This is a genomic window from Borreliella mayonii (assembly GCF_001945665.1).
GTDB classification, from domain to species: Bacteria; Spirochaetota; Spirochaetia; order Borreliales; family Borreliaceae; genus Borreliella; species Borreliella mayonii.
In genome coordinates this window covers 566,754-581,265 of the sequence record NZ_CP015780.1, presented here as the reverse complement: position 1 = coordinate 581,265, position 14,512 = coordinate 566,754, and the positions used below count along the sequence as shown (strand labels likewise).

Here is a 14,512-nt window from a genome sequence, read left to right as displayed (position 1 = left end):
TTATTTTCATTTTTTTATTTTATAAGTTTAGTTATTGCATCTATATCAACAACTAAAGCCAAACTTCCATCACCAAGTATAGTAGCTCCAGAAACCCCTTCTACTCGAGAATAAATTTTACCTAAAGCTTTTATAACGGTTTGATGTTGTCCCAAAACCTCATCAACCACAATGCCCATTTTCCCGCTATTTGTACTTACAACAACAACTTGCTCATTTAAACTCTTCTCACTAGAAACCTGAAAAAACTCTCTAAGCCTAATATAACTAATCATGCTGCCCCTATAATTCATTACATTGTTTTTAGTTTCAACTCCATCTATTTGAGAAATTAACTTATTAGATTCCAAACAAGACTCAACATTAGAAAGAGGAATAATAAAGTGCTCATCTTTTACTCTGACAAGCCAACCTTCAATAATAGCCAAAGTCAATGGAAAAATTAACTTAGTTCTAGTATATTTGCCAAATTCACTTTCAAGCACAACATTTCCCCTTAAGGATTCAACCTGTTTTTTAACAACATCCATGCCAACTCCACGGCCTGATATATCAGTAACAGAGCTTGCAGTTGAAAATCCAGGCTCAAAAATCAAATTATAAACATCAATATCTGATAAAGTTTTGGCAACTGAGTCAGAAATTATATTGCGCTCTATGGCTTTTTTAATTATTTTATTCTTATCAAGACCTCTTCCATCATCTTCAATAATAACAATAACAGAATCTCCAGATTGACAGGCTGAAAGCTTAATAATACCTTTGGGATCTTTCCCTAAACTTTCTCTCTCTTGAGACGATTCAATTCCATGATCTATTGAGTTGCGAATTAAATGAACTAAAGGCTCATTTAGCTTTTCAATAATACTCTTGTCAAGAACAGTGTCGCCTCCATAAGCATGATAAATAATTGACTTACCAAGGCTATTAGACAGATCTTTTACTATCCTTTGAAATTTTACAAACAAAATCTCAATAGGAACTGTTCTAAGCCCCGTTGTATAATCTCTAAGCTCATTAATAAGCAAAGAAAATTCTGCTGATATTGAATTTAAAATATTGCTATTCCTATTTTCAGCTTCTTTTGAAAGTTTTGATTGTATTGTAACAAGCTCTCCAACAAGATTTACCAAATGATCAAGCTTTTTAGAATCTACCTTAATACTAGCAATATTAACCTTGCTTCTAGCAGTATCATCTTGAACATTAGATCTGTTTTTATCTCCATTGAAAAAGGATTTCCCAATAAATTCCGATTTTTTAAACGAAGAATTATCAGGATCTGTGCTGCTTCTGTCTAATCGCAATAAATTAAAATTTTTAAGCTCTACATTATTGCATTCATCTGGCTCTAAAGATTTATCCAATTCTTGAATATCAATTTTTGATTGAGAATCTAAAAATGTAAAAATATCTTCAATACTCTCTCTATTCTCTTCTGTATCTAGCCTTATCTCCCAATCAACATAAACATTATCAGGAGAAATAAGCTCTAAATCAGGAATGTTGTTTACTTTGGCTTTAACATAGCCAATACCCAAATTAATCAACTTACTCAATAAATTTATAGGCTTGTGCCCATGAAACAAAATACCCCTAGCTGGAAAAAAAAGAATTTTGTAACTTTTAAATTCAGACTTTAAAGCCTCATCATCAAATTTATTGTCTAAATTTATTTTAACAGACTCTTCCAAAACCGAGCTGTTATCAGACTTTGAAGAATCATTTTCTAAAGCTTCTTGAAAAGCATCCTTAACCTCATTAGAAATCTCAAGAACCTTTTTAATTTCATTTACCAAAAACTGTTTACGCTTATCAAAGTCGATCTCAGAAATTGCTTCATCACCTTCAATAAGCTCTCTAATAAAATCAACAGACATCAAGGTAGCATCAATAGCGGCCTGATTAAAAGTAGTCTTACCATTTTTTATAACATCAAGAACTGTTTCTATTTCGTGGACAAGCGATGCTGTAAAATTAAAGCCAAACATACCAGAACTTCCCTTTATGGTATGTAAATTTCTAAAAATAGAATTAATAATATCTTGATCTGAGCTTACCTCAAGATTAAGAAGTGCTTGCTCAATATCTGAAATATTTTCTATTGATTCTTCCTTAAAGGAACTCTTAAATTTATCAATCACATCACTACTATCCATAAGCTTTCCTTAAATCTAAAATCCAACTAAACTAAGTCCCAAATCAAAGCTATCAACATCTTCAATATCTACTAAAAACCCGCCATATATTAATGAACTTAAAACCTCATCGGATGGATACTCAATTTTTACAAACAAATTTCTATTCTTAGCGTATTTATTAGATGCATACAAAATTTGTATAAAAGTAATATCTATTTTTTCAACATTTGAAAGGTCAATGGTAAGAGTATCCCCTTCTTTCATTTTTTTAAAAATATGCAACAAATCTTCTTTTACCTTGAAAATACTATTTATTACAAGCTCTCCTTCCGGCCTATAAATCATGACTAAAAACTCCTATTGCTGCTGATATTCGGGATCATATATTGTTGTATTTCTAAATTTAGAAAGCTCTTTAACGTCAAATAAATTTTCTACATTTAAAATAATAATAAACTTATCATTACTCTTGCCAATTCCTGAAATGAATTTTGAATTAAACCCTGATCCAATCTTAGGCGCATCATCAATACTAAATGGATCTAATTCAAGAACTTCATTGACATAATCTACTAAAATTCCAAGATTAAATTCATCTCCCTCGTAAACTAAATTTAATATAATAATATTTGAAATGTTAACTCCCTTATTTCTCTTTTTTTCATCCTCATCAACAACACGATCGCTCATTCCAAATTGTTTTCGAATATCAATTATTGGAACAATTTTACCCCTATTATTTATTATTCCTGCCATGTAATTGGGAGTTCTTGGGATTTTTGATATCTTAGTATATTCTAAAACCTCAACAACATATTTAATCTCAATAGCATAAAGTTCGTCCAAACTAAATAAAAGATACTGACTTAAAGAATCTTGCACATCTGAATCTGTGCCCATAAACGCCCCTTTAAATGTAATTTAAATCGCAAATAGAATGCTAATATCAAGATTAATATTACCTCATATATTCATAAATACAAATTAGAAATTAATAAAATTTAATTTCCGATAAACAATAAAAAATATAATTTTAGCAGAATTCTATCTTATAATTTAAGGTAGAAAGTTGTAGTTTATTGAATTAAATTTCACATAAAAATAGTTAACAATGCAAAATAAAAACAAATTAATCAAATTATTAATAATAATTACATTATTTTTTAATGTTGAGAATATTTTCACAAACGAAAAATCTAAAAACAATATAACTAGCCCAAAAATAGAAAGCTTAAAAACAAAAACTAAAATAAAATTTGGTTTTATTCTACCTTATCCTACTGCAATAGAATTCAGCATTAATAACTTTGATATTGGGATAGGAGTAACAATATTGAGTGTCTCAGAATTTTTTCCAAAATCACCAATAGAATTGCTATTTAAAATATATTGTGACTATATGTTCTTAAATTTAAGAATTAAAGATTCAAATTTTATCTTTTTCCTGGGGTCTGGCATATTTTTTGAAATAGGCAAAATTACAAACCCAAATTTAACAACTGTTTCTTCTGAGATTACCTATAAAATCGGAATAGGCTTTCCCTTGGGAATAATATATGAAGCTTATTATGACATTATTGAAATTATAATAAAAACAACACCATCGATTTTTATTGGCCAACTACCCAACGGAAATTTAATATTTCCAATAAAAGGTAATTTTTCTATCGGAATAAAAGGCTCTCTTAAGATATAGTTTTAACTTTTTAGATAAAAAAAAATTATTGAACTAAAATTGATTTAAAGGCTAGAATGTTATACTTAGGAGATAATAAAACAATGAGAACAAAAATAATTATTATGTCAATTATTATTTTATTAGCCCCAATCTCAGGATTTTCTAATTCAAAAGAATTTGCAAGGGGTAAATTTGGAGCAGGAATTATACTTCCATTACCAATTGCTCTACAGATTAATATAGGAAACTTTGATCTTGACATTGGTCTTTACAGCGGAGTAAATAATTTATTTTCAGATTGGAAAACACTGTTTATAGCATTGGACTATATTTTCTACATACATACATTCCCAGGAGCTGCTAGTATTTTGGATTTTTCAGTTGGAGCAGGGGGATATGGAACAATATGGTTTTCAAGATTTGGAGGCAGTAAATCGGGATCTGGACCAATGAGCATTGGAGCAAGATTGCCATTGGCTTTAAATATTGCAGTATTCAGGAAAAAATTCGACATATTTTTACGAATAGCACCAGGACTTGGAATGAACATTTGGAATAATGGGATTGGATTTAGATGGGAAGTATTCGCAGGATTGGGACTAAGATTCTGGTTTACTTGATAACAAAATTCTTTTTTTAAAAAAATTTTAAAAAAATAAAAATTGTTGAAAAATTAAACCGCTCCCAAAAACTTAAATTAAGCATAAGCAAGATTTAAGTCAAAGTCTTATTTTGATTGTTTTAAAATTCAAAAATAAATATAATAATAAGACAAAATTTGGGAGACAGCGGTGAAAAAAATCTTTACATTATTTATCATAATTGCAAACATATCCACAAATAGTTTTGCAAAAGATTCATATTTAAACAGAGGAATTGGCTTTGGAGCAAGTATTGGAAATCCAATTATTAACTTAATAATGTCATTTCCTTTCATTGATTTTGAAATAGGCTATGGTGGTAGTAATGGAATAAATTTATCAGGCCCTAAACTTGAATCAAAATTTTATGATTTTAATTTATTGGCAATAGCAGCACTTGATTTCATTTTTACAATATCTTTGATAAAAAACTTAAATTTAGGAATTGGAATAGGAGGAAATATAAGCATATCGTCTCAAACATCTAAATTAATAAATGTAGAATTGGGATTTGGAACAAGAATTCCACTGGTTATTTTTTATGACATTACAGAAAATTTAGAAATAGGCATAAAAATAGCAGCTTCAATAGAATTTATCTCAAACACAAGATCTCTTGCTCAACACAGAACCTACTCGGGCATAAAATCAAACTTTGCTGGGGGAATATTTGCTAAGTACTATATCTTTTAATACTAATTCATTAAATTCATTGCCAATCGCTATGAAAAAATTCACCTCGTTTTGAATCTAATCTTTCAAAAGAATGAGCACCAAAAAAATCTCTTTGTGCTTGAATTAGATTAGAAGGCAGATAATTAGTGGAATAAGAATCTAAAAACGAAAGGCTGGCATAAAATGCCGGCAAAGGAATCCCAATTTCACTAGCCTTTGAAATTATTCTTCTTAAAGACTTGTGATTATTTTTTAATAAATCCAAAAAATAATCATCAAAAAGCAAATTAATAAGATGAGGATTTTTATCATAAGCTAATTTAATCTTATCTAAAAAGCTGCTACGAATAATACAACCCTCTCTCCAAACCAAAGAAATTTTACCCAAATTTAAATCCCAACCATAATTCACAGATGCAGTCTTAAGCATCATAAAACCTTGAGCATAAGCTACTATTTTTGAAACCAAAAGAGCATAATAAAGATCTAAAATCCAATCACTAAGCTCAAACTCAAAAGAAGCAGTATCCATCTTAAGCAAATCGCTGGCAATAATCCTTTCATGTTTTAACCCCGACATAAATCTTGAAAAAACGGATTCAACAATTAAATTTACAGGCATACTAGATTCAAGAGCGTCAATAGATGTCCAAACACCAGTGCCTTTTTGATTTGCAATGTCTAAAATCTTATCAACTAAATATTCATTATTTTCTTTATACCTGAGAATCTTAGAAGTTATTTCTAGTAAATAACCTGAAAGATCGCCTTCATTCCACTTTTCAAAAACTTCAGAAATTTTTGAATTATCTAAATTGAAAGCTTTTTTCATGAAGAAATAAACCTCACTGATAAGCTGCATATCAGCGTATTCCACTCCATTATGTATCATTTTAACATAGTGTCCAGACCCGTTCTCTCCAATATAAGTTGAACAAATATCATTGTTTTTAGTTTTAGCTGCAATTTTATTTAACATAGGCTCAAGAATTTCATAAGCTGATTTACTTCCTCCATACATTAAAGCAGGACCAAATCTTGCCCCTCTATCCCCTCCAGAAATTCCAAGTCCTACAAAATAAATGTCCCTGGCAAACAATTCTTTTTCCAATCTCATTGTGCTCTTATAATGAGAATTTCCACCATCAATAATTATGTCTGATTTATTCATAAAGGGTAAAATTTGTTCAACAACCTTTTCTACAGCCGAACTTGTCACCATTAAGATAATTTTTTTTGGAGTTTTCAAGCTTTTAACAAAAGATTCAATATCTTTAAAGCCATTTATCTTTTTATGAGAATTTTGTTTAACAAAAATTTCAGTTTTTTCACTATCTCTATTGTAAACAGAAACATTAAAACCGTTATCAGCAATATTTAGAGCTAAATTGCCGCCCATAACACCAAGTCCATAAATTCCTACATCCATTGCATTCTCCTTGATTCTAATTTTCTATTTTAAACAAATTGCTTTATTTATTATTTTTAGATTATGTTATATTATAAAAAAAGTAAAGATTAAATTGAAAAGGAAAAATTGCATGAAAAAACAATTTGATACAGAAGTAAATGATTTGCTTTATTTAATCATCCACTCTCTTTACTCCCATAAAGAAATATTTTTAAGAGAATTGGTATCAAATGCGTCTGACGCCATTGATAAACTCAAGTTTTTAAGCTTGACAAACGAAAAATTTAAAAACATTACTCTAGAACCAAAAATAGAAATATCATTTGATGATAAAAGCATCCTAATTAAAGATAATGGAATAGGAATGGATGAACAAGATTTAACTAATCATCTTGGAGTAATTGCAAAATCAGGAACTAAAGAATTTATTAACAATTTAAAACAAGATGAAAAAAAATCTGCAAGTTTAATTGGCCAGTTTGGAGTTGGATTTTACAGTGCATTCATAGTATCAGAAAAAGTAGAAGTTACATCAAAAAAAGCGCTAGAAAGCTACGCTTATATTTGGTCTAGCGACGGTAAAACAGGATATGAAATAGAAAAAGCAAAAAAAGAAGAGACAGGCACAGAAATAAAACTTTATCTTAATAAAGAAGGCCTTGAGTATGCCAATAAATGGAAAATTCAAGAAATTATCAAAAAATATTCAAATCACATAAATTATCCCATTTATATTAAATACAGCGAACCTATAATGAAGGACGGGAAACAAGAGGGAATAGAAGAAAAAGAAGAAAAATTAAATGAAACCACTGCTCTTTGGACAAAAAATAAAAGCGAAATTAAAGCAGAAGAATACAATGAATTTTATAAAAATACAACCTTTGATTATGAAAACCCATTGATGCATATTCATACAAAAGCCGAAGGAAATTTAGAATATACTAATTTATTTTATGTCCCAAGTAAAGCTCCTTATGATTTATATTACCCAAACACTAAACCTGGGGTAAAGCTATTTATAAATAGAATCTTTATTACAGATTCTGAAGGCAGTTTACTTCCAAACTATCTAAGATTTATAAAAGGAATTATAGATTGCCAAGATTTACCGCTTAATGTAAGTAGAGAAATTTTACAGCAAAATAAAATTTTATCTAAAATAAAATCATCTTCTGTAAAAAAAATACTAAGCGAGCTTGAAAAGCTAAGCAAAAAAAACTCTGAAAAATTTTCAGAGTTTTCTAAAGAATTTGGGAGATGCATTAAAGAAGGTGTTTATTCTGACTTTGAAAACAGAGAAAAACTTATCTCATTAATAAGATTTAAATCTTCAAGTGTAGATGGGTTTGTGTCTTTTAAAGAGTATAAAGAAAGAATGAATGAAAGCCAAAAAAGCATTTACTATATAACAGGTGGTAAAGAAAATATATTAAAAGAAAACCCAATAGTAACTGCTTATAAAGAAAAAGGATTTGAAATCCTAATCATGGACGATGAACTTGATGAGGCTATCTTAAATCTAATTCCAGAATACGAAGGATTAAAACTAAAGGCAATAAACAAAAATGAAACTAGCAACGAATTAAAAGATGAAAATTTCAAAAAAATTGAAGAAGAATTCAAAGATACCCTTACAAAAGTAAAAGAAATCCTTAAGGACCACATAAAAGAAGTCAATTTATCAGCAACACTGATAAAAGAGCCTTCAGCAATAATAATTGATAGCAATGATCCAACTTACCAAATGCAAAAAATCATGCTGTCAATGGGACAAGAAGTAAAAGAAATTAAACCAATACTTGAATTAAACCCTAATAACAAAATAGTCCAAAATTTAAAAAATCTAGAACCTGAAAAATTAGAAAAAATAAGTATTCTACTTTTTGAGGAAGCTATGCTAACTTCAGGAATGCCTAGCAAAAATCCAAGGAAATTCATAAATATAATAAACGAACTTATAGAAAAGGACTTGTTATAATTAAAAGTAAAAAGAGAGAGTTTAAAACTCTCTCTTTTTACTTTTTAACTCGCAACACTAAATCTTTGCCTGCTGTAACAGGCTTTGTTTGAGATATTTTATGCCTAATTTCTTCTGTCAAAACAGTTGAGGATAACAAAATATATTCAGTATCATTTTCAAGCTTTCCAAAAGAATATTCTATGCTTGAAACTTCATCAGAATTTGCAATAACAACCGGAGTAATAACGGATTCTGAATGCTCTTTTAAATATTCAAGATCAAGCCTAATAATAACTTCACCTTGTTTAACATTAATGCCCTCTTCAGCAACTCTTGTAAAACCTTTGCCATTTAAATTAAGGGTATTAATTCCAAAATGAACAAAAATTTCAACACCCTCTTTAGTTTCAAGGCTAAAGGCATGATTAGTTTTAAAAATTTTACCTATTTTCCCATCACAAGGCGCTAACAACTCATTGCTTGTTGGAAGAATTGCAATTCCATCACCAACTATTTTTTCAGCAAACGCTTCATCGGGAACCTTATCAATTGACATAACTTTTCCACTAATCGGAGCAATCAAATCCAATGTAGCGGTTTTTTTAAAAAAATCTAAAAACCCCATAAATAATCTCCTATAAATTTATCAAAATAACTTAAAGTTTCTTGCTCGGAATCACTATTTAAAACTCTATTTGCCAATTCTTCTAATTCCATTATTGTGTACTTTTTAAGCAAATATTTAATTCTAAGTGTAGCACTAGGAATCATGCTCAAAGACCTAAATCCAAGGCCTACAAGAAGCAACGCTCCAGCATCATCTCCTCCAAGCTCACCACAAACAGACACATCAATTCCAGAACTAACTCCATCATCAAGAACCTTTTTGATTAATTTCAGCACAGCAGGATTATACTTGTCATATAAATTTGATATTTTTTGATTACCACGATCAACAGCTAAAACATATTGGGTTAAATCGTTAGTCCCTATACTAAAAAAATTTAATTTATTGGCAAGTTTAGAAGAAATTAAAGCTGCAGAAGGAACTTCTATCATGCAACCCACTTCCAAATTTTCATCAAAAGGCAAACCTCTAGACTTTAAGTTAATTTTTGCATTATTCACAAAATATTCTATCGTTTCAATCTCTTCATATCTGGTAAGCATAGGAACCATTACTCTTATCTTACCATAATGACTGGCCCTAAAAATAGCATTAAACTGCGCTTGAATCAATTCCTCATATTCCCTATACATCCTAAGCGCCCGAAAGCCTAAAAAGGGATTCTCCTCTTTCTTAAAATTAAGATAAGGAATTTCTTTATCCCCGCCAACATCAAGAGTACGAATCGTAACAACCCCCTTTTTTTCCATTATTTCTATAACTCTCTTATAAGTTTCAAACTGCTCATCTTCTGTTGGAGGTTGTAAAGATCTCATATATAAGAATTCTGTTCTAAAAAGACCTATTCCCTCAACACCATATTTATTAACATAGGCAACATCAATAGGTGTTCCAATATTTGCCTTTAAAAAGACTTTCACGCCATCTTTTGTTTCAGCATCTTTGTCTTTTAAAGAAAAAAGCTCTTTTTCCATCTCTACTTGGCGCAAAATCTTGCTTTCATAAAGATCAATCTCATCAGAAGAGGGATTTTTAATAACAATAGAAGATATTGCATCAATTACTATTTTATCACCATCCTTTAACGCATCGATATCTAACAAAGTCATAACAAGCGCTGGAAGCCCCATTGTTCTTGCCAAAATAGCAGCATGAGAAGTTTCTCCCCCAACCGCAGTTAAAAACCCTTTAACATAATTTAAGTCAAATTGCATGGTATCAGATGGGGTTAATTCTTCGGTAACAAGAATAATATCTTTATTAATCTCAGAAAAATCGGTTACTTGACCCAAAATGGTAGAAATTAATCTATTTCTAATATCCCTATAATCAGACGCTCTTTCTTTTAAATAAGGATCTTTATAATCTTCTACACTTTTAACCAAATTTTCAAACGCTAAATAAATAGAATAAGCGGCACTATAATTTTCCTTTGTAATAAACTCAATAACAATCTCAGAAAGCTCATCGTCTTCAACGATCAACACCTGACCTTCAAAAATACCTTTTTTATCATCTCCAAATTGAAGCACAGCTTTTCCCTCAAGATCCTTAAGCGCTTCAATTGCTTTTAACTTCGCTTTATTGAATTTTGATATCTCGCTATCAACTTGAGAAAAGTCTATTTTTTCTCTACTTATAATTTTATCAAAATTTTTCCTAATACAAAGAACTTCTCCAATACCTATTCCTTTGGATATTCTTTTGCCCGATAAAGTCATAACCTAAATCCTTCTAAAATTCATTCCTTAAAAGATTCGATAAGCTCTGCAAGCTCTGAAGCAGCAATCTCCTCATCCTCACCCTCAGCACATATCAAAAGCTTTTTACCTGATGATAATTCCAAAGTTTGAAGCCTGAACAAACTTTTCCCGCTAACAGACTTTCCGTCAGATTCTATTGTTATCTCACTAGAATATTCTTTGGCTTTTTTTACAAAAGTTGATGCAGGCCTAACATGCAAACCGTTTACAGCCTTAATAATTGCTTCTTTTTTTACCATAAGTACAGAAACCCCTCATTATGAATATTATTTTTTTTTGATTAACTTTTTACATTATAATACATAAAAATAAATTATATATTCCCTTTATATAAGAAATATAGCATAATAAAGATAGTAATTAAACTTATTCGAACAATTAAAAATTAAAACTCATTAATATGTCTAAATAAAAATTCTTTATCAGCTTTAAATTTCTTTCTCCTATATTGAAATTTTTAGAATCTCTTATATTTTTATCCAACATTTTAAGAGAATTTTCTATCTCAGAAAATGAAAGCGGCAAAGATTTGTTTAAAAGTAAAATCTGAAAATCCTTTATAACTATCAACTTGTCATCATAAAATATTTTTAACAAAAAATCATTTATAATGTCTCTTTTTATGTTTAAAAGAATGCATATAAAAATAATGTCTGCTTCTTCCAAAATGTCAAAAGACAAGGTATTGAAAAATATTTTATGATAAAAGCTTCTGTTCCATAAATTCATCATTGGAAATTTAAATTTAGTAACAAGAACAGTGTTTCGATTTGCAATATACTCGGCTCTATTTAAATTATAAGCACTAAAAACATAAGTTTTTTTGGTTAAAACATTTTTAAACTCAATTTGAGCATCAAGGCTTAACAACAAAGGATAAATATCAAAAACAGTGTTTTTATAATAAAACCCATTTGCAAGGTTAATACTATTTAAATATATTTTATCATTAAATTTTGAAATAAATTCATAAAACAAACTTGGAATATTTTTCTTACCAATCTGAAGTATCTCGTTGTAAGTAACACATGGCCCCATCTCAAGAAAATTACCCCTTAAAGACACCTTATTAAATTTTTCAAAATTACCAACAATAAAAAAATTATCAATGAGTGTTTCTATATCAAATAAATTAGGATTTTTTTTAAAATCTAGCTCATTATAAATGATATAATTATTTAAATTTTTGTTAAATAAATTAGACAGTATATTAAAACTTTCAGGGTAATAAACCTTAACATTAGCCATTTTTTCTATACAATTCTTCAGCCTTCAAATAGAGAGATAAAAAAGTATTAACATCCATACAATTACATTTTAATGAATTTCTATAGCCTAAAATATCTGATTTGCTTACAATCTCGTTTTCCAAAAAGTAATAAAACAGCAAAATATTAGATTCAAAACAATTGCTACAAAAATTAAAATCATCTTCTAATAAAATCTTTTGCATGTGCTTATAAAAACTTTTTTTCTTGAGTCCTTCAAGGGTAACCACACTACGACCATTCAAAATAAAAGCAGGAATTAAATCAGAATAAACAAGCTTAAAATCCAGCAAAATTAAAAAAAATCTGTTATTAAACATGTACTCTAAACTATTACTCTTGGCAAAAAAAATAGAATCCAAAAGATTTCTAGTCCCAAAAGAAAGACTAATCTTTTTTGAAATACTCTCTCCATTTAAATTAAAATTAATTAATGTCAATTTTTATACTCCAACTATTTAAAATTTCTTCAAAATCAAGAGGCGTGCTGCTTGCATTAAAATCAAATACCTGAATCAAAGCAGTTCGAATTGCAGAAACAGAAACAATAAAAACACTTCTAAAAGAAAAAACAAACTCACCATCTTCAATAAACTCCAAGGTTAAACAATCTTTAATATCGCAACTTACATTAGCACGGCAAAATACATAATCGACCGCTAACCCAAATATTGTACGAATTCTTTTGTTATTTAACTTAAGCTTGATAAATTTGCCTTGCTCTACAAAAAAGCTTACATTACTAAAAACAGCGCTAAGAGAATAAAATTCAAATTTAAGTTCAACAGAACACCCAAGCATACAATCATTAACATCACTAATAGCTATTTTTTTCTTAAAAACAACAGGATATTCATTTATAAAATCCGTACCCATCAAAGAAGAAAAATTATCCCTAATATTTAAAATTGCTTTTTCAATAAAATAAGGATCTTTGAAAAGAAGATTATAAAAATTAGAAAAATCTAATACGCTATCGTCTATCAAAAAATTTACACTGCTATAAGCAAAGCCCAATGTTTTAGCCAAACTATTTTTTAAATAGTTGCTTAAATTGTTGTCAATAATGCTGTAGGGCAAAAATACATTTAATCCATCCTTATACAAGAAAGCAACAACACATTGCTCTTCACTTAAAAAATAAGTGTTTGAATTCAAATAGGCAAAACCAACTCCCCTTCGGCTAGTATTAAAAATATTATAATCCTTATTAACACTTAAAACAGAAGATTTCTTTATTAAAGAATTTTTTAAATCTAGTTTTTTAAAAATTTTTAAAAAACTAGTATAATCGCCTTTAATTTGAGTAAGCAAATAACCTATTGGCTCACAAGACATCGATAAAGCAAGATTATAAAAATTGGAATAAATAAAATTATAAACAGAAGTCTCAAATGCCAAAAGATTATCATAAAAAAAAATAAAATCACTTTTATTTTCAATAAAAAAAATTTCTAAAAACCCATCAAAAAACAAATTTTTGAAAATATTATTAATAAATTTAAAATAAAACTTATATAAAAAATTTAAAGGTCTATTTATTATAATTTCTAAAATAATCTTTGAAAGCTTATTATCTGCCAATAAACAATTAGAAACTGAAAAAGTTAAATTTAAATTATCTAAAATTCCAAAATGTCTTTTGTAGTAAACAACATTAACCTTTTTATTAATTTTTTTTGCAATTACAATGCCTTGTAAAATTGCATTAAAAGAAATAGGAAAAATAGAACTAGCCCAGTAATTATCAATAGAATTAATTTTTATTTTATCTTTACTTACACCAAAATTTTCACTAATAAAAAATTTCAAAAAAGAAATATTGTCTACATTAGCATCAATAATTAAATTTTCAGAATCAAAAAATATTTTAACTAAAATAAAGTCGTCTGAAAAACTATTGTAATCACTAAATTTATAACAAGCATTCAAAACATTGCAAGTTCCAGATTCTTTCTTTGTAAATCCAGAAGAATAACTATTACTCATTTCGCCAACTCTTAGATTAAAAAGAACACTTTTTTCTGCTTTTAACAAATAATCCAAATTATCTGAATACAAAACCAAAGGAATTTGACCTTCAAAGCTTATTTTATTATCAAAAAGCTTTAAATTAAATTCATTAGAATCAACAAAATCTCTAAACTTTAAAGTTATATTATCTTTATAACTGATGCTAAAAATTGAATCTACATGCTCATCTACAAAGCCAAAATCCTCAATAATAGAATCTTTAGCATTACAGCAAACCGGCAAAGCCCAAAATTCATGCGCATCCACATTTGTCAAACTTGCAAACTCCACTAAGCAAAAAAATTTAAATCAACAAGAACCTAACATTGTA

14 protein-coding genes are annotated in these 14,512 nt (G+C 28.6%); 4 read left to right on the top strand and 10 right to left on the bottom strand.

Annotated elements, in window-relative coordinates:
• Window positions 1-14: 14 nt before the first annotated feature.
• From Bmayo_RS02840 to Bmayo_RS02830, 3 genes are read right to left on the bottom strand one after another with little or no spacing between them, the layout of a single operon-like run.
• On the bottom strand, window positions 15-2,159 hold the full coding sequence (locus tag Bmayo_RS02840) for a chemotaxis protein CheA (protein WP_075552230.1): 2,145 nt from the start codon (window positions 2,157-2,159) through the stop codon (window positions 15-17).
• A gap of 15 nt (window positions 2,160-2,174) precedes the next feature.
• Window positions 2,175-2,486 carry an STAS domain-containing protein gene (locus Bmayo_RS02835; RefSeq protein ID WP_075552229.1) on the bottom strand — a complete coding sequence of 104 codons (312 nt, stop codon included), beginning with the start codon at window positions 2,484-2,486 and terminating at the stop codon, window positions 2,175-2,177.
• A gap of 12 nt (window positions 2,487-2,498) precedes the next feature.
• The gene (locus Bmayo_RS02830) at window positions 2,499-3,041 is read right to left on the bottom strand and encodes a chemotaxis protein CheW (protein WP_075552228.1); all 543 of its coding nucleotides are present in this window, start codon (window positions 3,039-3,041) and stop codon (window positions 2,499-2,501) included.
• Window positions 3,042-3,252: 211 nt separating this feature from the next.
• Here Bmayo_RS02830 and Bmayo_RS02825 point away from each other — a divergent pair, with 211 nt between their 5' ends.
• From Bmayo_RS02825 to Bmayo_RS02815, 3 genes are all read left to right on the top strand, one after another.
• The gene (locus Bmayo_RS02825; protein ID WP_075552227.1) at window positions 3,253-3,837 is read left to right on the top strand and encodes a BAPKO_0422 family outer member beta-barrel protein; all 585 of its coding nucleotides are present in this window, start codon (window positions 3,253-3,255) and stop codon (window positions 3,835-3,837) included.
• A gap of 83 nt (window positions 3,838-3,920) precedes the next feature.
• Window positions 3,921-4,439, top strand: a complete 519-nt coding sequence (locus Bmayo_RS02820; RefSeq protein WP_075552226.1) for a DUF3996 domain-containing protein — start codon at window positions 3,921-3,923, stop codon at window positions 4,437-4,439.
• A 171-nt stretch (window positions 4,440-4,610) separates the two neighbouring features.
• Window positions 4,611-5,153 (top strand): DUF3996 domain-containing protein, encoded by a 543-nt coding sequence (locus Bmayo_RS02815; protein WP_075552225.1) that lies wholly within the window; start codon window positions 4,611-4,613, stop codon window positions 5,151-5,153.
• A gap of 16 nt (window positions 5,154-5,169) precedes the next feature.
• Here Bmayo_RS02815 and gnd read toward each other — a convergent pair whose 3' ends face one another.
• Complete coding sequence (gene gnd / locus Bmayo_RS02810; protein ID WP_075552224.1) at window positions 5,170-6,564, bottom strand: decarboxylating NADP(+)-dependent phosphogluconate dehydrogenase; 1,395 nt, start codon at window positions 6,562-6,564, stop codon at window positions 5,170-5,172.
• 112 nt (window positions 6,565-6,676) lie between these two features.
• Here gnd and htpG point away from each other — a divergent pair, with 112 nt between their 5' ends.
• A complete protein-coding gene (htpG, locus tag Bmayo_RS02805; RefSeq protein ID WP_075552223.1) occupies window positions 6,677-8,527 on the top strand; it encodes a molecular chaperone HtpG in 1,851 nt (616 codons plus the stop codon).
• Window positions 8,528-8,564: 37 nt separating this feature from the next.
• Here htpG and crr read toward each other — a convergent pair whose 3' ends face one another.
• The 6 genes from crr to Bmayo_RS02775 all read right to left on the bottom strand — a co-directional run bounded on the left by crr (window position 8,565) and on the right by Bmayo_RS02775 (window position 14,457).
• Window positions 8,565-9,134 carry a PTS glucose transporter subunit IIA gene (gene crr / locus Bmayo_RS02800; protein ID WP_075552222.1) on the bottom strand — a complete coding sequence of 190 codons (570 nt, stop codon included), beginning with the start codon at window positions 9,132-9,134 and terminating at the stop codon, window positions 8,565-8,567.
• Complete coding sequence (gene ptsP, locus Bmayo_RS02795) at window positions 9,122-10,858, bottom strand: phosphoenolpyruvate--protein phosphotransferase (RefSeq protein ID WP_075552221.1); 1,737 nt, start codon at window positions 10,856-10,858, stop codon at window positions 9,122-9,124. Before ptsP ends, crr begins: the two co-directional genes overlap by 13 nt.
• A 20-nt stretch (window positions 10,859-10,878) precedes the next feature.
• Entirely contained in the window at window positions 10,879-11,139 is a 261-nt protein-coding gene (locus tag Bmayo_RS02790) for an HPr family phosphocarrier protein (protein ID WP_002557145.1), read from the bottom strand.
• Window positions 11,140-11,278: 139 nt separating this feature from the next.
• The gene (locus tag Bmayo_RS02785) at window positions 11,279-12,148 is read right to left on the bottom strand and encodes an FAD binding domain-containing protein (protein ID WP_075552220.1); all 870 of its coding nucleotides are present in this window, start codon (window positions 12,146-12,148) and stop codon (window positions 11,279-11,281) included.
• Entirely contained in the window at window positions 12,141-12,608 is a 468-nt protein-coding gene (locus Bmayo_RS02780; protein ID WP_075552219.1) for a hypothetical protein, read from the bottom strand. The genes Bmayo_RS02785 and Bmayo_RS02780 overlap by 8 nt, the downstream gene beginning before the upstream one ends.
• Entirely contained in the window at window positions 12,595-14,457 is a 1,863-nt protein-coding gene (locus Bmayo_RS02775) for a hypothetical protein (protein ID WP_075552218.1), read from the bottom strand. The genes Bmayo_RS02780 and Bmayo_RS02775 overlap by 14 nt, the downstream gene beginning before the upstream one ends.
• Window positions 14,458-14,512 lie beyond the last annotated feature (55 nt).